This window comes from Streptomyces sp. NPDC006872 (assembly GCF_040635845.1).
In the GTDB taxonomy this organism is placed as follows: Bacteria; Actinomycetota; Actinomycetes; order Streptomycetales; family Streptomycetaceae; genus Streptomyces.
Map to the genome: position 1 here is coordinate 796,963 of NZ_JBEYIL010000001.1, position 20,239 is coordinate 817,201.

Consider the following 20,239-nt stretch of genomic DNA (forward strand, 5'->3'; position numbering starts at 1 on the left):
CGCGCCCCGGGGTCGTACTTCTTCAGCGAGGCCTGCACCTCGGCCGCGTACGCGCCCTCCCACCACGGGACCGTCTCGACAACCGGGGGCCGCCCTTCTGTATGCGCCTATGCGCCGACCTTCTGCTTCACCTGGGCCAGCGACGGGTTCGTCAGCGTCGAGCCGTCCGGGAACAGCACGGTCGGCACCGTCTGGTTTCCGCCATTCGCCTTCTCCACGAACGCCGCGGAATCCGGGTCCTGCTCGATGTTGATCTCGGTGTACGCGATGCCCTCGCGGTCCATCTGCTTCTTCAGCCGCTGGCAGTAGCCGCACCACGTGGTGCTGTACATCGTCACAGTGCCCAGCATGTCTCTTGTGCTCCTTCGACGGGTCCGGGGGGCGAGCGGTCGGGTGGTCGCAGAGGGAGAACGTACTTGAAAGGGCCACCATTCCCGGGACGCCTCCGAGGTGCGAACGGCCGGAGGTGATGTCCGCCGCATTAGTACGACTGCGAGGGCCGCCTGTGGACAACCGTCCCGCCCGTCTCCGCCGACCTGGCAGCATGGCCATGTGACAGCAGCAACGCACTCCCCCCTCTTCCCGCAGGCACCGGACTCGGCCGACGCGGTGCTCGACGGGCTCGACCCCGAGCAGCGCGAGGTGGCCACCGCCCTGCGCGGTCCGGTGTGTGTGCTGGCGGGAGCCGGTACCGGCAAGACCCGGGCGATCACCCACCGCATCGCCTACGGTGTGCGCGCCGGCATCCTGCACCCCTCCAGCGTGCTCGCCGTCACCTTCACCAACCGCGCCGCCGGGGAGATGCGGGGCCGCCTGCGTCAGCTCGGCGCCCAGGGCGTGCAGGCCCGCACCTTCCACTCCGCGGCCCTGCGACAGCTCCAGTACTTCTGGCCGAAAGCGATCGGTGGCTCCCTGCCCCGGCTCGTCGACCGCAAGTTCCAGCTCGTCTCCGACGCGGCCGCCGCCTGCCGCCTCCGTCTCGACCGGGGCGAGCTCCGGGACGCGATCGCGGAGATCGAGTGGTCCAAGGTCACCCAGACCGTCCCCGCCGACTACGCCCTGGCAGCCGCCAAGGCGGGCCGCGAGATCCCCCGCGACCCCGCCGAGATCGCCCAGCTCTACTCCGCCTACGAGGACCTCAAGCGGGAGCGCGCCGTCATCGACTTCGAGGACGTCCTGCTGCTGACCGTCGCCGTCCTGCAGGACCGGCACGACATCGCCGAGCAGGTCCGCGCCCAGTACCAGCACTTCGTGGTCGACGAGTACCAGGACGTCAGCCCCCTCCAGCAGCGCCTGCTCGAACTGTGGCTCGGCGACCGGGACAACCTGTGCGTGGTCGGGGACGCCAGCCAGACGATCTACTCCTTCACCGGAGCCACCCCCGACCACCTCCTCGACTTCCGCACCCGCCACCCCGGCGCCACAGTCGTCAAGCTGGTCCGTGACTACCGCTCCACCCCTCAGGTCGTCCACCTGGCCAACGGCCTGCTCTCCCAGGCCCGCGGCCGCGCGGCGGACCACCGCCTGGAGCTGATCTCCCAGCGCGAACCCGGGCCCGAGCCCGGCTACGCCGACTACACCGACGAGCCCGCCGAGGCCGAAGGCGCGGCCCGCCGCATCCGCGAGCTCCTCGGCGCGGGTGTCCCGGCCGCGGAGATCGCCATCCTGTTCCGCACCAACGCGCAGTCGGAGACCTACGAACAGGCCCTCGCCGACCTCGGCATCCCCTACCAGCTGCGTGGCGCCGAGCGCTTCTTCGACCGCCCCGAGGTACGCAAGGCGATCGCCGCACTGCGCGCCGCCGCCCGCTTCGGCGGCAACGACACCCTCCTCGAAGACACCGTCGACCTGCCCTCCCAGGTGCGTGCCGTCCTCTCCGGCGAAGGCTGGACCTCGCAGCCGCCGGCCGGCTCCGGAGCCGTCAGAGAGCGCTGGGAGTCGCTGGCCGCGCTGGTCAATCTCGCGCAGGACTTCACCGCCGCCCAGCCCGGCGCGACACTGGCCGACCTGGTCGCCGAGCTCGACGAACGGGCGAACGCCCAGCACGCCCCGACCGTCCAGGGCGTCACGCTGGCCTCCCTGCACTCGGCCAAGGGCCTGGAGTGGGACGTCGTCTTCCTGGTCGGCGTCGCCGAGGGCATGATGCCGATCAGCTACGCCAAGACCGACGAACAGATCGAGGAGGAGCGCCGCCTCCTCTACGTCGGGGTCACCCGGGCCCGTGAGCGCCTCCATGTCTCCTGGGCGCTCTCCCGCTCGCCCGGCGGTCGCGCGAGTCGCCGCCCCAGCCGCTTCCTCGACGGCCTGCGCCCCGGCTCCGGCACCACCGGCGCCCGCGGTGGCACCGGCAGCGTCGGCGGCGCCGGAGGCATCGAGCGCGGTTTCACCGGGGCCGCCGCGGTCGGCGGCCGCGCCGCGCCGCGCCGGACCCAGCGCACCCCGGCCCGCTGCCGGGTCTGCGGGCGCACCCTCACCGACGCCGGCGAGATGAAGCTGATGCGCTGTGAGGACTGCCCCTCCGACATGGACGAGGGGCTCTACGAACGGCTGCGGGACTGGCGGGCGGTGCAGGCGCAGCGCGCCGGCCAGCCCGCGTTCTGCGTCTTCACCGACAAGACGCTGATGGCGATCGCCGAGACCGTCCCCGAGGAGGAGGGCGAGCTCGCACGGATCCCCGGGGTCGGCATGCGCAAGCTCAACCGTTACGGAGCCGACGTCCTGGCCATCTGCGCAGGCCACGACGTCGGAGGGGACGACGAGAAGGAGTGACGGGGGACTGACGGAGGACTGATCCGAACTCGTCGAAAAAATAGTTTGCGCATGCCCCAGCAATCCCCATAGGTTCTTAGACACGGGAACGGCGGCCTTCTCGAAGGCCCTGATTCCGTGCTGTACTTGCATATCCGACGGACTGGGTTCACCCCCGGTCCCCCGAGACGCCGAGAGGAGGCGATTCCAGTGATCATCACCAACAGCAGCTCCACCGCGAAACTGAACGATCGCTCGATCGTCTCCGCGTGCATGCTCGGCACCTCGGTCCTGGGCACCGGTCTGTCCGGCATTCGTGCCGACCGGTCGGCGTCCTCCTCCGCTGCTCCCGTGGGCCTTCCCGTCCGCGAGCGCAATGAGCGACCGACTGAGGCACTGGAAGCAGTAAAGGCAGAAGCGCTGACCTATGCCTTTACGGCAGCCGGTGCCGGAAGCCGGAAGCAGACGACGCAGCACCACCAGATGTGGGCCTTCCGTGGGCCAGAACCCTGGAGTGATCCAGCCTGATCGACTCAGGCCGGCGCCTTCAGGGCCGCGGAACCCCATCCGGGATCCGCGGCCCTTCTGTTTTCCCCGAACAACGGGGACGACGGAGCGAAGGGGCCTCGGGACAAGAAAAGAACCCGGTACCCAGCCGACAACCGGTCCCACAGGACCGGACCGACCAGACGAGGAAGACGAACCGTGCAACTCGAAGCGCACGCCCCGTCCGTACCGCCTTCCGAAACGATCCCCCCGCCCGGCCTCACGGAGGACTCCACCTTGACCCCGCTCACGGCGCTCACCGCGCTCGACGACGCCATCGAGAACCTCGGCGTACCCGTCCCCTGCCGTTCCTATGACCCGGAGGTCTTCTTCGCCGAGTCGCCGGCCGACGTCGAGTACGCCAAGTCCCTCTGCCGCACCTGCCCGCTGGTCGAGGCCTGCCTCGCCGGCGCCAAGGAGCGGCGCGAGCCCTGGGGTGTCTGGGGTGGCGAGCTGTTCGTCCAGGGTGTCGTCGTCGCCCGGAAGCGGCCGCGTGGTCGCCCGCGCAAGAACCCGGTCACGGCATGAACACCATCGCAGGAACGATCGACCGCCCCCTCACGCAAGACCCCAAGAAGCAGGCCCCGATGAAGCCGATCACCAGCGAGCCCGCAGGCTCCGCGACCGAAGACATCACCACCACCGGCGCGTACGACTCGCGCCAGAACAGGACACGGGAGATGCAACTCATCCCAGAAGCCCTGGCTCGTGCGCATATGCACGACCGACTGCAAGAGGCCGAGCGGGAACGTCGGGCCGTGCGCCTGGCGACCGCTCGCCGGATGCAGCGCCGGGCCGAGCGCGCCTCGATGCGTGCTCGCCGGGCGCTCGCCATCGCCGTGATGCAGTAACCACGCCCACCTGAAGCGGTGGCCTCCCGACAGGGGAGGCGAAGCTCTCCCCCGCGGGGGCCGGTCCGTCCGAACGGACCGGCCCCCGCGGTGCGTTGTCCGGGCGATCCACCGCGGACTGGCGGTGAGGTACGTCACAGTGCGGTGGGCAGGGTCACTCACACCTGCCGGCTCACACCTGCCCGCTCACGCCTCCGCCACCGACTCCTCCACTTCCAGGGCCTCCAGAGCCTCCAGGGCGTCCTCCGGGAGGAACCCGGGCAGCCACTCCTCCAACTCCTCGCGCAGCCGGACCGTCGCGCCGAGCTGGCACAGCACACCGATCGTGCTCAACGTCACCCGGTGTATCAGCAGATAGGCCGGAGGCAGGTTGAGCTGCTTGCCCAACTGGTGGGCGGGGGAGCGGGGGTCGGCGATCCTCGCCGCCTGGCTGCGCATCCAGCCGCGGGTGAACGTGAACTCCTCCACCTCGGCCGGCTCGATGATCGGCAGCAGGTAGTCGAGGACCGCGTCGGGATCCAGCTCGATGGAGTCCTTGACGAAGCCCTCCGTACAGAGGAGTTCGTAGACCGCCTCCGCCTCCCCGTCCAACGTCATGCGCAGGGACTCACCGATCGGGTCCGGCAGACCGCCCGGGAGCCGGTCCACCGTGCCGAAGTCCAGGACGCCCAGGCGCCAGTCGTCCTCGCCGTCCGGACCGCCGGGCAGCAGGCGGAAGTTGCCGGGGTGCGGGTCGGCGTGGAGCAGGCCGGTGCGGGCCGGGCCGGAGAAGAGGAAGCGGGACAGCAACTGGCCGGCGCGGTCGCGCTGTTCCCGGGTGCCGTCGGCGATCACCTCGGACAGGGGCACGCCGTCCATCCACTCGGTGACCAGGATCTGGTCGCGCTGGTGGACGACCGCCGGGACCGCGAAGTCGGGATCGTCGGCGAACTCCTCCGCATGGGCGTGCTGGGCCTGCGCCTCGAGGCTGTAGTCGAGCTCCTCGGAGACCCGGTCCTTGAGCTCGGAGATCAGCGGCTTGACGTCCATACCCGGGATGAGCGGGCCCAACAGCCGTGCGAAACGGCTGAGTTGGTTCAGGTCCGACAGCAGGGCCTCACCGGCTCCCGGGTACTGGACCTTGACCGCGACCTCCCGGCCGTCGTGCCACACCGCTCGGTGCACCTGGCCGATCGAGGCCGCCGCGGCCGGTTTGTCGTCGAACTCCAGGAACAGCTCGGACCAGTCCTCGCCGAGCCGCTCCGCGAGCACGGAGTGCACCGTGCGGGTCGGCATCGGCGGCGCCGCGTCCTGAAGCTTGGTGAGGGCCGCCCGGTAAGGGCCGGCCACCTCCTCGGGGAGGGCGGACTCGAAGACGGACATGGCCTGCCCGAACTTCATCGCGCCCCCCTTCAGCTCTCCCAGCACCTTGAAGAGCTGGTCGGCGGTGCGCTGCTGCAGCTCGCGGCTGACGATCTCCGCGGACTCGCCCACGATCCTCTTGCCCAGACCCCAGGTCGCCCGCCCGGCGAAGCCGAGCGGGAGCGCGGCGAGCTTGGCGGTCCGGGTGACCGCCTTCCGGGGAAGATCAGACATGCGCCCTCCAAGTCCCAGCCAGCCGCGCCGCGTCCGTCGTACGGCGTAACCCCTTCGAATGCCGTTGCTCCCCCATTGTCGCGTGCGATGCCTGGTACTCGGAGGTGTGTTCCTGCTTACCTTTCCCCGCGGCCCCGCACAGACAGGCGGAGTGGGGCCATACCGGTCGCGCATGCCACTGGAGAGTGGGGACGGAGACCTCCCAGCGGGCGCCCGCGCTCGACGGGGTCCGGCCGTCGAGGAAGGCGAGCGCATGGGCCGCCGCCAGCCCGGCGACCGTCGTGGCCAGTGTCAGGTCACAGGCGCGGGCCGCGCGCCGCTTCCCGGAGTGCCACTGGGAGACCAGCCGAGGCCAGGCCGGGTCCCGGTCGGTGCGGTCCTGCTGCAGACAACCGGCGCAGCCCGTCTCACCCGGCAGCACGAGCGGGCCGACCACGCCCGTGCCCTCCACGACCCCCGCGTAGAGATGCGGTGTGCCCGAGGCGATCAGCGGCTCCGCCGCGGAAGGAGCGGGCGCGTGCACCGACACGTCGTCACGTGGAGCGATGATCACCAGGGAGTGGCCGGGGGTGTCCGTCCCGGCCGGTGATCCTGTCTTCCTGCGGGGTGGGCGGCCGGGGGCGGCGCGGCGCACGGCGCGGCGAGCGGCCTCGTCCCGACGCTCGCCGACCGCCTCGGCGGGCAGGCCGCCCGGTGCCACGTCCGCAGGCTCCACCAGGCCGCCGTCGCGCACATCCACCTCGCCCACCCCCGCTCCCGACAGCAACGCGGCCAGCACCGCGCCGACTCGGCCGGCGCCCCGTACCTGGACCCGCAGCCGGCCTCGGGCTGTCAGATGCTCCATCGCGTCGCCCGGTTCCGAGGTGATCAGGGACAGTGCGGCGAGATCCGGGCGCAGCCGGTCCATGACCTCTTTCTTCTCTCGCAGCGCGGAGGCCTCCGGCCCGCCGCCGCGCGCGTCGTCGAGCAGCCCGGCCCGTGCCAGCCGCTCCACCAGCCGGTCGACATGGCCGTCGGGCAGATCCATGCGGCGGCCCTCCTCGCGCAGGAGCGCGAGGCCGCGGGTGCCGTCCAGCAGATCGAGGAAACTGCCCGTCGCCGTGTCCACCGGGCCGAGTGTCAGCGCGTGCGCCGGTGTCATACCGAACTGCACCGTGTTGAGGTCACGCCAGCCGCGCCGCAGCGCGGGCTTCACCATCGGATGCATCAAAGGCCCCCGTATGCCTGGAATCTCCCCGTCGGGTCGGCGGAGCGGGGGCGTGGGGGTGTCCTCGCTCCGCCGACGAGTGCCAGCATGCCCGGGACCGCTCGGGCGTGCCGAAAGTTGTCCACAGGCAACGGCGTTCGTCGTACAAATCCGTCGTACGAGGCAAAGGCGGCGGAGGAGATCGGAAGCGAACCGTCCCGGAGTCGGGACTTCCCCCGTGTGCAGCGGGTAACGTCGGGGCGTGTCCGCCGACCCACTGCACCGCGCCGGAAGCCCACAGCGCAGCGCGACGAGCCAGCCGCCGAGCGGCTCGGGGGCGAGCGCGATCGAGGTCCGCAGAAGCGCCCGTCGACGTCGGACGGTCTCCGCGTACCGCGAGGGCGATCGCACCATCGTGCTCATCCCTGCCCGGATGTCCGAGGCCGAGGAGCAACGCTGGGTGAGCGTCATGCTCGACAAGCTCGCCGCCCAGGAGAGTCGGCGGGTGCCCGGCGACGCCGAGTTGGCCGAGCGCGCGGAGCGACTGTCGGCCCAGTGCTTCGGCGGCCGGGCCCGGCCCACCTCGGTCCGTTGGGTGACCAACCAGAACACCCGCTGGGGCTCGTGCACACCGGCCGAGGGCAGCATCCGTCTGTCGCACCGTCTGAAGGGCATGCCCGAGTACGTCATCGACTACGTCCTCGCCCACGAGCTCGCGCATCTGCTCGTGCCCGGCCACGGCCCCGACTTCTGGCGGCTCCTGGAGTCCTACCCGCGCACCGAGCGCGCCCGCGGCTACCTCGAGGGCGTCGTAGCGGCCGAACGGCTGCCCCACCCGCCCGGCGCGGGCGGGGAGTGACCTGCGGCGCGCGCGGAGCGAACCCGGTCGGTATCAGGTGACGCGGGTTGTGTACCGGGTCTGTACCGACATCGTGCGTTGTCAGACTTTGCCGTTAGCCTGACGCGACGCACTCACACATCGGGATGGGGGACGGTCGTTACGCATGCCCAGGGAATTCCAGCGCGGCCACAAGGCCAAGATCAGTGACCTCACCGCGGGCACCGATCTGTACGTAGGCGTGCAGATCACCGCTCCCGGCCTGACCTTCGACATCAGCTGCTTCGGCCTCGACGCCGACGAGCGGCTCTCGGACGACCGGTACTTCGTCTTCTTCAACCAGCCGAAGTCCCCTGAGGAGTCCGTCCAGCTCCTGGGCGCCCAGGCGGGAGACACGGAATCCTTCCGGATCACTCTGGACCGGATCCCGCAGCAGATCCGCAAACTGTCCTTCACCGCGACCCTCGACGGCGCCGGACAGATGTCGCAGATCAACCCCGGCTACATCCGCATCGTCGCCGGCGGCGAGGAAGTGGCCCGCTACGCGTTCAACGGCTCGGAGTTCACCACCGAGCGGGCCGTGATGCTGGGCGACTTCTACTTCAAGGACGTGTGGCGGTTCGCGGCCGTCGGACAGGGCTTCGACGGCGGCCTGGACGCGCTGCTGAAGAACTTCGGCGGCGAGGTCGCCGAGGAGGAGGCGCCTGCCGCACCGCAGCAGCAGCCGCAGGCCGGGGCGGCTCCCGGTTTCGCCCCGCCCGCCTTCGGCGCACCCTCCGCACCCGCCCCGGCCCCGGTGCCCGCTCCGCAGCAGCCGCAGCCCGCTGCGCAGGGCTTCGCGCCCCCGCCCGCAGCGACTCCGCCGCCCGCCCCGGCCCCCGCGCCGTCGATGCACGCCGCGCCGACCATCGTCGCGCCCCTGACCCCGCCCGGCGGCGGCCACGTGCCGCCCCCCGCCCCGGCACCGGCTCCGTACGGCCAGCCGCCCCAGCAGCAGCCGTACGGCCAGGGCCCCGCGCCGACCGCGCCCATGCCTCCCGGCTACGGCCAGCAGCCCCAGGCACCGCAGGCCCCGCCCGGCTACGGACAGCCGACCCCGCCGCCCGGCTACGGTCAGCAGCCGCCGTTCGGGCAGGTCCCGGGGCAGCAGGCGTACGGCGTGCCGCAGGGCGCGCCCCAGGGCGGCGCGGGTGTGACCGCCGCACTCCAGCAGTTCAAGGAGACGCCCACCGGACAGCGCTGGACGCCCCAGACCAAGAAGATGATCCGCGTCGACCTCGCCATCGGCGGCCAGCCCGTGCTCGCCCGCCAGGGCAGCATGGTCCTCTACCAGGGCAAGGTCGACTTCAGCTACAAGGGCGCCGGGTTCGCCGGCCGGATCGTCGGCAACGCGACCGGCCAGGAGATGCAGCTGATGCGCTGCACCGGCCAGGGGCAGGTGTTCCTCGCCGAGAACTCCACCCAACTGCACCCCATCGAACTCCAGGGCGACGCGATCTGCGTCTCCTCCGAGAACGTCCTCGCCTTCGACGAGAGCCTCCAGTACGAGGTCCGCCGCGTCGAGGGGCACGGGATCCCCGGCGGCGCGCTGTTCACGATGCAGTTCCAGGGCACCGGCACGATCGTCGTGAAGACGCACGGCACGCCCGTCGTCCTGCCGGTCACGCCCACCACGTTCGCCGACTGCAACGCCGTCGTCGCCTGGTCGGCCGCCTCCCAGGTGGTCGTCTCCAGCCAGGTGCGGATGCGCCGCAACGCCTACCCGGGCGACACCGGAGAGAGCGTCAACCTCCAGTTCCGGGGAGCTCCCGGCAACTTCATCGTCGTCCAGCCGTACGAGGTCTGAGGGAGCCCGTCATGAACCAGCCGCTCGCGGGCTACGCCCCCGCACCCGTCACCGCCCGCATGGAGAACCACGGCAACCACATGCTGAAGGTCGCCATGCAGACCGGGAACGACCTCTTCGCGCGCGTGGGCTCGATGGTCGCCTACGAGGGCTTCGTCCAGTACGAGCCCAACCCGCCGGCCGTCCGCCAGATCGCCCGTGACTGGATGACCGGCGAGGGCGCGCCCCTCATGAAGTGCACCGGCGACGGCCTGCTCTACCTCGCCGACTACGGGGCGAACGTCGTCGTCATCCAGCTCAACGGCGACGGCATCTCCGTCAACGCCACCAACCTGCTCGCCTTCGACGCGCACCTCACCTGGGGCGTCGAGCGCGTCAAGGGGCTTGCGAAGTTCGCCGGTCAGGGCCTGTGGAACACCAAGATCTCCGGGCAGGGCTGGGTCGCGCTGACCTCGCGGGGCAAGCCGATCGTCGTCGACTGCGGTGGCGGCGAGGACGAGACGTACGTCGACCCCGACGCGCTCGTCGCCTGGTCCCCGAACCTAAAGGTGAAGGGCAAGCGCAGCTTCAAGGCGCAGTCGCTCATCGGCCGGGGCAGCGGCGAGGCCTACCAGATGGCCTTCTCCGGTCAGGGCATCGTCGTCGTCCAGCCCAGTGAGGACAGCACCGACCGCCTCCGGGTCCGGGGCTGAGGGGGAGCCAGAAACGCCATGCAGAGCCCACTTTTCGCGCACAACGACTCGCAGACCCAGGAACGCTGGAGTCTGCAGAACAAGCAGATGCTCCGGGTCACCCTGGAGGGCCACGACGACATCCTCGCCCGCAAGGGCACGATGGTCGCCTATCAGGGCCTGATGGAGTTCGACGCCGAGTACCAGAGCAACAACCAGGGACGCGCGCGTGCGCACACCGGCGAGGGCCTGGACCTGATGCGGTGCCACGGGCAGGGCACGGTCTACCTCGCCAACCTCGCCCAGCACGTCCATGTGGTGGAGGTGGAGCAGGACGGTCTGACCGTGGACAGCAGCTATGTGCTGGCCATGGACTCCGCGCTGCACCACGAGGTCATCGCCGTCGACAGCCTCTACGGCATCTCCGGCTCAGGGAAGTACCAGCTCAACATCACCGGCCGCGGCAAGGTCGCGCTGATGACCTCGGGCGCGCCCCTGATGATGCAGGTCACGCCCGACAAGTACGTCAACTGCGACGCCGACGCCATCGTCGCCTGGTCGACCGGGCTGCGGGTGCAGATGCAGGCCCAGACGCACACCTCCGGGGTGTGGCGCCGGCGCGGCAACACCGGTGAGGGCTGGGAGCTGAGCTTCATGGGCAGCGGCTACGCGCTCGTCCAGCCCAGCGAGCTGCTGCCGCCGCAGAACGCCCAGATCGGCTCCGGCCTGGCCGCCCAGTACGGCATGGGGCAGCAGGGGGTCCGCGGACAGAACCAGGGCAACGTCTGGAGCTGATCCTCAGGAGAGCGAACGTAAGGGGCGACCACCTGGAGGGCCGCCCCTTACCCGTTGAGACCCTCGCCGCTCACAGCCGCGCGCGGGTCGCCTCCAGCAGCCGTACGACCGACCCGTCGGCCACGCCCGCCACCTCGTCGTAGGCGAACCAGCGCAGGTCGAGGGACTCGTCGCTGATGGCCTCCACCGCCCCGGCCGGAGCGAGCGCCGCGTACTGGACGTCGTAGTGCCAGGCGCAGGGAGTGAGATGCCGGTCGAGCCGGACCGGGCCGCCGGGCAGCAGGGTCAGCCCCGGGACGCCCGACTCCTCGGTCCCCTCCCGCAGGGCCGCACCCGCGAGCGTCGCGTCGGTCGGCTCGCAGTGGCCGCCCGTCTGCAGCCACATGCGCAGCTTCTTGTGGAGCGTGAGCAGCACCCGCCCCTGCCCCGGGTCGATCACCAGCGCGCTCGCCGTGAGATGGCCGTCCCCGCAGGCCTTCCGCATGCCGTCCGGATGCGCCGAGAGATGGTCCAGGTAGGTCTGGCGCAGCTCTTCCTGGCCCTCGTACCCCTTCAGGACGAGGACCGCGTCTTCGTGCAGGCTCACTCGGTGTCGTCGCCCCTGGAGTCGTTCTCGTCGTCCTTCTTCAGATTCGGCTTCTCGGTGTGGCCGCCGCCGCTCGCCGCCTCGCCGAGCATCTTGTCCAGCTCGGAGAAGTCCAGCTGCTCGCGGTGCACGAAGCCGTCCGGGTCGTCCAGGTCGGACGCCGTGGGCAGCATGTCCGGGTGGGCCCACAGGGCGTCACGGCCGTCGACCCCGCGCGCGTCCGTCAGCGAGGCCCACAGCCGGGAGGCGTCGCGCAGCCGGCGCGGGCGCAGCTCCAGACCGATCAGCGTCGCGAACGTCTGCTCCGCGGGACCGCCCGTGGCACGGCGGCGGCGCAGCGTCTCGCGCAGCGCGTCCGCGGACGTCAGGCGCGGCTTCGCGGCCGCGTGCACCACCGCGTCCACCCAACCCTCGACGAGCGCCAGGGCCGTCTCCAGACGGGCCAGGGCGGCCTTCTGCTCCGGAGTGTCCTCCGGCTGGAACATGCCCTGCTGCAGTGCGTCCTGCAGCTGCTCGGGGTTCTGCGGGTCGAACTGGCCGACCACGTCCTCCAGCTTGGCGGTGTCGACCTTGATCCCGCGCGCGTAGCCCTCGACCGCACCGAACAGGTGCGAGCGCAGCCACGGCACATGCGCGAACAGGCGCTGGTGGGCGGCCTCGCGCAGCGCGAGGTAGAGCCGCACCTCCTCCTTCGCCACGCCCAGGTCCTTGCCGAACGCCTCGATGTTCACCGGCAGCAGCGCCGCGCGCCCGGCCGGGCCGAGCGGCAGCCCGATGTCGGTCGAGCCGACGACCTCGCCCGCGAGCACGCCCACGGCCTGCCCGATCTGCGAGCCGAACATCGCGCCGCCCATCGACCGCATCATGCCGATCAGCGGGCCCGCCATGGCCTGCATCTCCTCCGGCAGGACGTCGCCCATGGCCGCGCCGACGCGCTCGGCGACCGGGTCGACGAGCTCCTTCCACGCGGGCAGGGTCGCCTCGACCCACTCCGCGCGGGACCACGCCACCGCCGAGCCGGCACCGGACGGCAGGGAGGTCGCGTCGTCCAGCCACAGGTCGGCCAGGCGGACGGCCTCCTGGACCGCGGTGACGTCGGTGGGGCCGACGCTCGCGTCCTTCACGCCGTCGGAGGTGCCCTGGGAGACCTGCTGGCGGGCGATCTGCTTGGCCATGTCCCAGTTCACCGGGCCGCCCTCGTAGGAGAGCATCTGGCCCAGCTGCTGGAACGCGGCCCCCAGGTCGTTGGGGTTCAGTGAACCGAACATCGCGGCGAGCGGATTGTCCGCGCCGGGGCCGCCAAAGCCGCCGGCGCCGGGCAGCCCGCCGAAACCGAACGGGTTGGCCTGTCCCTGACCACCGCCGCTCTGCGGGTCCTTCTTCTTGCCCTCGTCGCCGTCTTCCGGCTCCTCCGGCGGAAGGCCGAATCCGAATGGGGTGTCACTCACGGGGTTCCTCGGCTGGTAAGGCCACCGGTTGTCCGCCGGCGGCGACTGCCCTGCAACACCACCCAGCGTAGACACCCCGGCTCGATCGGGCCTCGGTGCTTCGCCGACTCCTGGCCTGCGGCAGGATGGATGCCACCTGGTACGTACGCGTCACTCACGCCCGTATGCCAAGACAACCGCTGGAGACACCTGGTGAGTTCCCCAGATCCGCAGGTTCGCGCAGCGCGAAACCACTCAACCCCGAGCGGTGCGCGCGGGCCCGTCGTCGCCGTGACCGGCGCCGCGACCGGGGTCGGCGCGCTGCTCACGGAGCGGCTCGCCGCATCGGAGGAGGTCAAGCAGGTCGTCGCCATCGACGAGCGGCGAGGCGAGTGCGACGCGGCGCAGTGGCACATCCTCGACGTCCGTGACCCGGCGATCGCCGAGAAGCTGCGCGGGGCGGACGTCGTGGTCCACCTCGCCCTCGACCTCGACCTGGGGAGTGACGCCGCCGCCCGGACGGCCTACAACGTGCGCGGAACGCAGACCGTGCTGACGGCCGCCGCGGCGGCGGGGGTGCACCGCGTGGTGCTGTGCACCTCCGCGATGGTCTACGGCGCGCTGGAGGACAACGAGCTGCCGCTCGCGGAGGACGCGGAGCTGCGCGCGACGGCCGAGGCGACCGGCGTCGGCGACCTCCTGGAGATCGAACGGCTCGCACGGCGTGCGCCCCGGGCGCATCCGGGGCTCAACGTCACCGTGGTGCGGCCCGCGATCCTGGTCGGCGGCACCGACACCGCGCTGACCAGGTATTTCGAGTCCCCGCGGCTGCTGGTCGTCGCCGGTTCGCGGCCGGCCTGGCAGTTCTGCCACGTCGAGGACCTGGTGGGCGCTCTGGAGTACGCCGTCCTGGAGAAGGTCGACGGAGAGCTGGCCGTCGGGTGCGACGGGTGGCTGGAGCAGGAGGAGGTCGAGGAGCTCAGCGGGATCCGGCGGATGGAGCTGCCGTCGGCGGTCGCGCTGGGCGCTGCCGCCCGGCTGCACCGGATCGGGCTCACGCCGTCTCCGGCGGGTGACCTGGCGTACACGATGCACCCCTGGGTGGTGAGCGGGAGCCGGCTGCACGACGCGGGGTGGCGGCCGCAGTGGACCAACGAGGAGGTCCTCGCGGAGCTCCTGGCGGAGGTGTCCGGGCGGCACACCGTCGTCGGCCGGCGGCTGGGCCGCAAGGACGCGACCGCCGCGGGCGCGGCAGGCGCGACGGTGGCCCTGCTGGGTGCGGCGGCAGTGGTGCGCAGGGCCCGGAAGGCCCGGCGGCGATGAGCGTGGGGGCTTCCCGCCACTGGGAAGCCCCGGCCGGGCCGCCTCATACCGGAGGCCTACCTGGAAGGCTCCTGTAGGAGGCTCCGAAGCGTCACACGCGTGTACCGGGCGATGACGCTATTCCCCCTGGTCCCAGGCGTGCGGCACGATGGGGGCATGGCAGCCACCAACGACCACCCCGGCGAGCGGGCGGCGCAGGATCCCGTCAAGCTGATCGCCGTCTGCGACACCGCGCTCTCCCTGGACGAGGTCTTCCGCGCCGTCGGGGACGACGCGGCCGGCGGGACGGCGCTGTTCGTGGGCACCGTGCGCAACCACGACGGGGGCGCCGACGTCGACGCGCTCGGCTACTCCTGCCACCCCAGTGCCGAGGCGGAGATGCGGCGGATCGCGGAGAAGGTCGTCGCGGACTACCCGGTGCGCGCGCTCGCGGCCGTGCACCGTGTGGGGGACCTGCGCGTGGGCGACCTCGCCGTCGTCGTCGCCGTCTCCTGCCCGCACCGCGGGGAGGCCTTCGAGGCCTGCCGGAAGCTGATCGACGACCTCAAGCACGAGGTGCCCATCTGGAAGCACCAGAAGTTCTCGGACGGGACGGAGGAGTGGGTCGGCGCCTGCTGAACCGGTCCCGTTCCCGGTCCCGTTCCCCTGCCTCTGGCCCCTGTCCGTTCCGTTTCCCTTCCAGGCCCGTTCCCGGGGCCACCCGTCCGGTTGCGTAACCGGACCCCTGCCATGAGCGTTGTCAGTGCGGATGGTTAATCTGCTGATCAGTCAGTTGCGGTAGCTCATTGGGGTTGGGAGGTCGGTATGGCTGCGCTCGCCTGGTTGCTGATTCCGCTTGCCACCGGGATCGGTGCCGGTCTGTGGGGCAGTTGGGCCAACCGAACCCGCAAGGCCCGCAGCGACGGCCCTGAGCTGGACGGATACGCGCGCTTCCGCGCGGCCATGGAGAAGCCCCACTCGCATACCTGACCCGGGTGGCAGCCCTGACGGTGCGCTGACAGAGGCGTCACGTAATGTCGAGTCATGCCACGCCGCACCGCGACGATGCTCGCCTCCACCCTGATGCTGATCGCGCTCCTGTGCGCGGGAGTACTCATCCCCGTGCCGTATGCGGAGATGTCCCCGGGGCCGACGGTGAACACACTCGGCGACCACGACGGCGAGCCGGTGCTGCAGATCTCCGGGCGCAAGACCTACGCGACCAGCGGCAACCTCAACATGACCACCGTGCGGGTCACCAGCGCCGACTACCGGATGAACCTCGTCGAGGCCGTCTACGGATGGCTCGCGCACGACAACAAGGTCGTGCCGCACGACACGCTCTACCCGGACGGCAAGACCGAGGAGCAGTCCACCCAGGAGAACGCCGAGGAGTTCAGCCAGTCCCAGGAGAGCGCCAAGGTCGCCGCCCTGAAGGAGCTGGACATCCCGGTGTCCTCCTGGGTGATCGTCTCGACCGTGGTGAAGGCCTCCCCGGCGGAGGGCAAGCTGCACGCCGGTGACGTGATCAAGGCCGTGGACGGCACCGCGGTGAAGGAGCCGGGCGACGTCGCGAAGCTGGTGACGAAGCACAAGGCGGGGGAGAACGTCGTCTTCACGATCGTTCCGGCCAAGGAGCAGGCGGCCGCCGAGAAGGCGAACAAGACGGCGACCAAGACCCAGGACGTCACCATCACCACCGCGGCCTCCGACGACACCGGCGAGAAGCGGGCCATCGTCGGGATCTCGGCCGGGACCGACCACACGTTCCCGTTCACCATCGACATCAAGCTCGCCGACGTCGGCGGGCCCAGCGCCGGTCTGATGTTCGCGCTCGGCATCTACGACAAGCTCACCCCGGACAGCCTCACCGGCGGCAAGTTCGTCGCCGGCACCGGGACGATCGACGACGCCGGCAAGGTCGGGCCGATCGGCGGCATCGAGATGAAGACCGTCGGCGCGCGCAGCCAGGGCGCCCAGTACTTCCTGACGCCCGCCGACAACTGCGCGGCCGCCGCCAAGGACACCCCCTCGGGGCTCAGGCTCGTCAAGGTGAACACCATCGACGACGCCCTCACCGCCCTCAAGGACATCCGCAGCGGCGACACCGCCGACCTGCCGAAGTGCACGAAGTAGCCGCAGGACCGACCACTGCGCGGACCTTCGGCAGGAGCTACTCCGCGAAGGTCGCCGACAGCGCCTCCGCGAGGCCCGGCACCAGGCCCGCGCCCGTGAGGACCTCCGTCGGGGCGTCCTTCTCGCGCAGCCGGAGGGCCGAGTCGCGGGTGCCGTCGCGCAGCACGCCGACCGTCATCCGGACCTCCTGACGGTCGGGGTGGTCCGCCACCCACTTCGTGAGCTTCGCCCCGCTCAGCCCCTGCGGGACCTGGGCCTCGGCGGACGGGGGCAGCATCAACCGCTCCACGGTGAGGGCGCAGCCGACCACCGCGTCGGGCCAGGCGATCGTGGCGAGGAACTCGTCGAGCGGCTTGTCCGTTGGCACTTCGTCCTGCTCGATCGGGGTGAGACCGGTGGTCTGGGGCTCGTCCTGAAGGCCGAGCTGGGCGGCGAGTGACGGTTCCTGGGCTCGCAGCCGAGCGGTGTCTACGAGGGCGAAAAGGCGGGCGGGCTGGTCCCAGCCGAGGCCGGAGGCGTACTCGTCGATCTCGAGTACGGCCCGGGTGAGCGGGCTCGCCGCCATGGGAGTGTTGGACATGGTCACAATCCTCTCTCGTTCCTGGCCGGAATCGGGAACCGAGTAAACGGTGAGTAAGTTGCATAGATGTGGGCTCGCGATCACGGGGGGCCACGAACGGTCCACGAACACGCGGGCCTGACGGATCAATTTCGACTTCGAGGTGCGCACCTTGGCTTTCCAGATGCCGGACCGCGGCGGAGGCCCGACAGGGCCGCGGATGAGAGTGGGCCGCCCGTCCCGGCGCGTCCGGACCCTGCTCCTGACACTGGGCGTCCTTGCCGTTCTCGGCATGGCGTTCACCATGTTCGCCGGGTTCTGGACGGACTGGCTCTGGTACCGCTCGGTGAACTACTCGTCGGTCTTCACCACCACGCTGTCGACCAAGATCGGACTGTTCTTCGTCTTCGGCCTGCTGATGGCACTCGCGGTCGGCTTCAACATCTGGCTGGCCCACCGGCTGCGGCCGCCGCTGAGCGCGATGTCGGTGGAACAGCAGAGCCTGGACCGCTACCGCATGGGCATCGCGCCCTACAAGACGTGGCTGCTGCTCGGCATCACCGCCCTGGTCGGCCTCATCGCCGGCGCCTCGGCGGCAGGCCAGTGGCGGACCTGGCTGATGTGGGTCAACGGTGTGTCCTTCGGACAGAAGGACCCGCAGTTCCACCTCGACGTGTCCTTCTTCGCCTTCGACCTGCCCTGGTACCGGTTCCTGCTCGGCTTCGGCTTCGCCGCCACGATCCTCTCCCTGATCGCCGCCGCGCTCACCCACTACCTGTACGGCGGGCTGCGGGTCACCAGCCCGGGCGCGCGCGCCACGGCCGCGGCCACCGGGCATCTGTCGGTGCTGCTGGGCATCTTCGTCACGCTGAAGGCGGTCGCCTACTGGCTCGACCGCTACGGACTGGCGGTGAAGTCCAGCGACTTCAAGGCGACGGACAACTGGACGGGCCTGAGGTACGTCGACGCCAACGCCTACCTGCCGGCGAAGACGATCCTGTTCTGCATCGCCGTCATCTGCGCGCTGCTGTTCTTCGCCACCCTGTGGCGGCGCACCTGGCAGCTGCCCGTGATCGGCTTCGGCCTGATGGTGCTCTCGGCGATCCTCATCGGCGGGCTGTACCCGGCGATCGTCCAGAAGTTCCAGGTCCAGCCGAACGAGCAGGCCAAGGAAGCCCCGTACGTCGAGAAGAACCTCAAGGCGACGCGCGAGGCGTACGGCATCGAAGACGCGCAGGTCACCGAGTACTCGGGCACCGGCACCACCAAGGACAAGACGAAGCTGCGCGACGACGCCGACGCCGCCGCGAGCATCCGGGTCCTGGACCCGAACATCGTGTCCCCGACGTTCCAGCAGCTCCAGCAGATGCGGAAGTACTACGCCTTCCCGACCAACCTCGATGTGGACCGCTACAACATCAAGGGCACGGACGAGGACACGGTCATCGGTCTGCGCGAGCTGAACCTCGCGGGCGTGGACAAGCAGAACTGGATCAACAACCACTTCCGCTACACCCATGGCTACGGCGTGGTCGCCGCCAACGGCACCACCTCCGACGCCGAGGGCCGGCCGCTCTTCACCGAGTCCAACCTGCCCTCCGTGGGCGAGCTCGGCACGTACGAGCAGCGGGTCTACTACGGGGAGAAGACGACCACGTACTCGATCGTCGGCGGTCCCCAGAAGGAGATCGACTACTCCGACGACCAGGGTGAGAAGACCACCAGCTACACCGGCAAGAGCGGGGTCAACCTCTCCAACCCGATCAACCGGGCCGCGTACGCGGTGGCGTTCGGGGAGCCGCAGATCCTGTACTCCGGCGCCATCGGCGACGGCTCGCGGATCCTGTACAACCGCACGCCGAAGGAGCGCGTCGAGGCGGTCGCCCCGTGGCTGACCATCGACGGCGACGCCTATCCGGCCGTGGTCGGCAACAAGATCCAGTGGATCGTCGACGCGTACACGACCACGAACGGCTACCCGTACGCCTCCCGTACGACCCTGGGCGACACGACGGCCGACTCGCTGACCGCGACCAACGACAACCGCGCGGTGGTGGCCCAGCAGAACCAGGTCAACTACATCCGCAACTCGGTGAAGGCGACCGTCGACGCGTACACGGGCGAGGTCAAGCTCTACCAGTGGGACACCGAGGACCCGGTCCTGAAGACCTGGATGAAGGCGTTCCCCGGCACGGTGAAGTCCAAGTCGTCCATCTCGAGCGACCTGATGGCCCATCTCCGGTACCCGCAGGACCTGTTCAAGGTCCAGCGTGAGCTGCTCACCCGCTACCACGTGAAGGACGCCACGACGTTCCTCAGCGGCAGCGAGGTGTGGCAGGTGCCGGACGACCCGTCCAACAAGTCGGGCGACGCGGTGCCGCCTTACTACCTGAGCATGAAGATGCCCGACCAGAAGGCGCAGGCGTTCTCGCTCACGACGACGTTCACGCCCAACGGCCGGGACAACCTCAGTGCGTTCATGGCGGTCGACTCCGAGGCGGGCACTCCGGACTACGGCAAGATCAGAGTGCTGAAACTGCCGACCAGTACGACGGTCGACGGACCCAAACAGGTGCAGAGCCAGTTCAACTCCGAACAGGACATCGCCGAGTCCATCAGACTCCTGAAGGGCGGCGACTCCGACATCGAGTACGGCAACCTGCTGACGGTGCCGTTGGACGGCGGCCTGCTGTACGTGGAGCCCGTCTACGTGCGCGGTGGCGGGCTCAAGTACCCGCTCCTGAAGAAGGTGTTGGTGACCTACGGAGGCAACACCGCCTTCGAGGACACCCTGGACGAGGCCCTCAACAAGGTCTTCGGCGCGGAGAGCACGACCACGCCACCGGCTGACGAGGGCGAGGGCACCACGCCGCCGCCGACGTCCACCAACCCGACGGTCAGAGAGGCGCTCGCCGACGCCCAGAAGGCATTCACCGCGGGCCAGGAGGCGCTGAAGAAGCCCGACTGGGACGCGTACGCCAAGGCGCAGAAGGATCTTGAGGCCGCGCTCAAGCGGGCCGAGGCCGCGCAGGCGGAGGCCGACAAGGGCGCCAAGGCCAGCAGCACACCGAGTCCCACCGGCTCGGCGAGCCCCAGCGGCGGCTCGGGCTCCGGCAGCAGTGCGAGTCCGAGCCCGAGTCCCAGTCCGACCAGCGGCTGATCATGCCCGCCCC

Annotated in this window: 19 protein-coding genes; 13 read left to right on the forward strand and 6 right to left on the reverse strand. The window is 70.5% G+C overall.

Annotation, left to right across the window (positions count from 1 at the left end):
• Positions 1 to 107 precede the first annotated feature (107 nt).
• Positions 108 to 350 (reverse strand): mycoredoxin, encoded by a 243-nt coding sequence (locus ABZ725_RS03695; protein ID WP_351903091.1) that lies wholly within the window; start codon positions 348 to 350, stop codon positions 108 to 110.
• A gap of 202 nt (positions 351 to 552) precedes the next feature.
• Here ABZ725_RS03695 and ABZ725_RS03700 point away from each other — a divergent pair, with 202 nt between their 5' ends.
• The 4 genes from ABZ725_RS03700 to ABZ725_RS03715 all read left to right on the forward strand — a co-directional run bounded on the left by ABZ725_RS03700 (position 553) and on the right by ABZ725_RS03715 (position 4,145).
• Complete coding sequence (locus ABZ725_RS03700) at positions 553 to 2,769, forward strand: ATP-dependent DNA helicase UvrD2 (RefSeq protein ID WP_358801134.1); 2,217 nt, start codon at positions 553 to 555, stop codon at positions 2,767 to 2,769.
• Between the two features lie 189 nt (positions 2,770 to 2,958).
• On the forward strand, positions 2,959 to 3,276 hold the full coding sequence (locus tag ABZ725_RS03705) for a hypothetical protein (RefSeq protein ID WP_358801135.1): 318 nt from the start codon (positions 2,959 to 2,961) through the stop codon (positions 3,274 to 3,276).
• 177 nt (positions 3,277 to 3,453) lie between these two features.
• Positions 3,454 to 3,822, forward strand: a complete 369-nt coding sequence (locus ABZ725_RS03710; RefSeq protein WP_030038270.1) for a WhiB family transcriptional regulator — start codon at positions 3,454 to 3,456, stop codon at positions 3,820 to 3,822.
• Positions 3,819 to 4,145: a hypothetical protein gene (locus ABZ725_RS03715; protein ID WP_351903101.1), complete on the forward strand. Its 327-nt coding sequence runs from the start codon at positions 3,819 to 3,821 to the stop codon at positions 4,143 to 4,145. The genes ABZ725_RS03710 and ABZ725_RS03715 overlap by 4 nt, the downstream gene beginning before the upstream one ends.
• A 186-nt stretch (positions 4,146 to 4,331) precedes the next feature.
• Here ABZ725_RS03715 and ABZ725_RS03720 read toward each other — a convergent pair whose 3' ends face one another.
• Both ABZ725_RS03720 and ABZ725_RS03725 read right to left on the reverse strand, forming a co-directional pair.
• Positions 4,332 to 5,720 carry an AarF/ABC1/UbiB kinase family protein gene (locus ABZ725_RS03720; RefSeq protein WP_351903104.1) on the reverse strand — a complete coding sequence of 463 codons (1,389 nt, stop codon included), beginning with the start codon at positions 5,718 to 5,720 and terminating at the stop codon, positions 4,332 to 4,334.
• Positions 5,713 to 6,927: a TOMM precursor leader peptide-binding protein gene (locus tag ABZ725_RS03725; RefSeq protein WP_358801136.1), complete on the reverse strand. Its 1,215-nt coding sequence runs from the start codon at positions 6,925 to 6,927 to the stop codon at positions 5,713 to 5,715. Before ABZ725_RS03725 ends, ABZ725_RS03720 begins: the two co-directional genes overlap by 8 nt.
• Positions 6,928 to 7,168: 241 nt before the next feature.
• Here ABZ725_RS03725 and ABZ725_RS03730 point away from each other — a divergent pair, with 241 nt between their 5' ends.
• From ABZ725_RS03730 to ABZ725_RS03745, 4 genes are all read left to right on the forward strand, one after another.
• Positions 7,169 to 7,765 carry a M48 family metallopeptidase gene (locus tag ABZ725_RS03730; RefSeq protein ID WP_351903110.1) on the forward strand — a complete coding sequence of 199 codons (597 nt, stop codon included), beginning with the start codon at positions 7,169 to 7,171 and terminating at the stop codon, positions 7,763 to 7,765.
• A gap of 145 nt (positions 7,766 to 7,910) precedes the next feature.
• Positions 7,911 to 9,590 carry a TerD family protein gene (locus tag ABZ725_RS03735; RefSeq protein WP_358801137.1) on the forward strand — a complete coding sequence of 560 codons (1,680 nt, stop codon included), beginning with the start codon at positions 7,911 to 7,913 and terminating at the stop codon, positions 9,588 to 9,590.
• A gap of 11 nt (positions 9,591 to 9,601) precedes the next feature.
• On the forward strand, positions 9,602 to 10,282 hold the full coding sequence (locus ABZ725_RS03740) for an AIM24 family protein (protein WP_351903116.1): 681 nt from the start codon (positions 9,602 to 9,604) through the stop codon (positions 10,280 to 10,282).
• A gap of 18 nt (positions 10,283 to 10,300) precedes the next feature.
• Entirely contained in the window at positions 10,301 to 11,056 is a 756-nt protein-coding gene (locus ABZ725_RS03745) for an AIM24 family protein (protein WP_351903119.1), read from the forward strand.
• 70 nt (positions 11,057 to 11,126) lie between these two features.
• Here the strand turns inward: ABZ725_RS03745 and ABZ725_RS03750 are convergent, their stop codons facing one another.
• A complete protein-coding gene (locus ABZ725_RS03750) occupies positions 11,127 to 11,642 on the reverse strand; it encodes an NUDIX hydrolase (RefSeq protein WP_358801138.1) in 516 nt (171 codons plus the stop codon).
• Positions 11,639 to 13,090, reverse strand: a complete 1,452-nt coding sequence (locus tag ABZ725_RS03755; RefSeq protein ID WP_351903124.1) for a zinc-dependent metalloprotease — start codon at positions 13,088 to 13,090, stop codon at positions 11,639 to 11,641. The genes ABZ725_RS03750 and ABZ725_RS03755 overlap by 4 nt, the downstream gene beginning before the upstream one ends.
• A gap of 192 nt (positions 13,091 to 13,282) precedes the next feature.
• On the opposite strand from ABZ725_RS03755, the gene ABZ725_RS03760 reads away from it, so the two are divergent.
• The 4 genes from ABZ725_RS03760 to ABZ725_RS03775 all read left to right on the forward strand — a co-directional run bounded on the left by ABZ725_RS03760 (position 13,283) and on the right by ABZ725_RS03775 (position 16,507).
• Positions 13,283 to 14,392 (forward strand): SDR family oxidoreductase, encoded by a 1,110-nt coding sequence (locus tag ABZ725_RS03760; protein ID WP_358801139.1) that lies wholly within the window; start codon positions 13,283 to 13,285, stop codon positions 14,390 to 14,392.
• A gap of 156 nt (positions 14,393 to 14,548) precedes the next feature.
• The gene (locus tag ABZ725_RS03765) at positions 14,549 to 15,010 is read left to right on the forward strand and encodes a molybdenum cofactor biosynthesis protein MoaE (RefSeq protein ID WP_358801140.1); all 462 of its coding nucleotides are present in this window, start codon (positions 14,549 to 14,551) and stop codon (positions 15,008 to 15,010) included.
• Between the two features lie 186 nt (positions 15,011 to 15,196).
• Positions 15,197 to 15,361, forward strand: a complete 165-nt coding sequence (locus tag ABZ725_RS03770) for a hypothetical protein (protein WP_358801141.1) — start codon at positions 15,197 to 15,199, stop codon at positions 15,359 to 15,361.
• A gap of 54 nt (positions 15,362 to 15,415) precedes the next feature.
• On the forward strand, positions 15,416 to 16,507 hold the full coding sequence (locus tag ABZ725_RS03775; protein ID WP_358801142.1) for a PDZ domain-containing protein: 1,092 nt from the start codon (positions 15,416 to 15,418) through the stop codon (positions 16,505 to 16,507).
• A 37-nt stretch (positions 16,508 to 16,544) separates the two neighbouring features.
• On the opposite strand, the gene ABZ725_RS03780 is transcribed toward ABZ725_RS03775, so the two are convergent.
• Entirely contained in the window at positions 16,545 to 17,087 is a 543-nt protein-coding gene (locus ABZ725_RS03780; protein WP_351903139.1) for a PPA1309 family protein, read from the reverse strand.
• Positions 17,088 to 17,250: 163 nt separating this feature from the next.
• On the opposite strand from ABZ725_RS03780, the gene ABZ725_RS03785 reads away from it, so the two are divergent.
• Positions 17,251 to 20,226 (forward strand): UPF0182 family protein, encoded by a 2,976-nt coding sequence (locus ABZ725_RS03785; RefSeq protein WP_358801373.1) that lies wholly within the window; start codon positions 17,251 to 17,253, stop codon positions 20,224 to 20,226.
• The last annotated feature ends 13 nt before the right edge of the window (positions 20,227 to 20,239 follow it).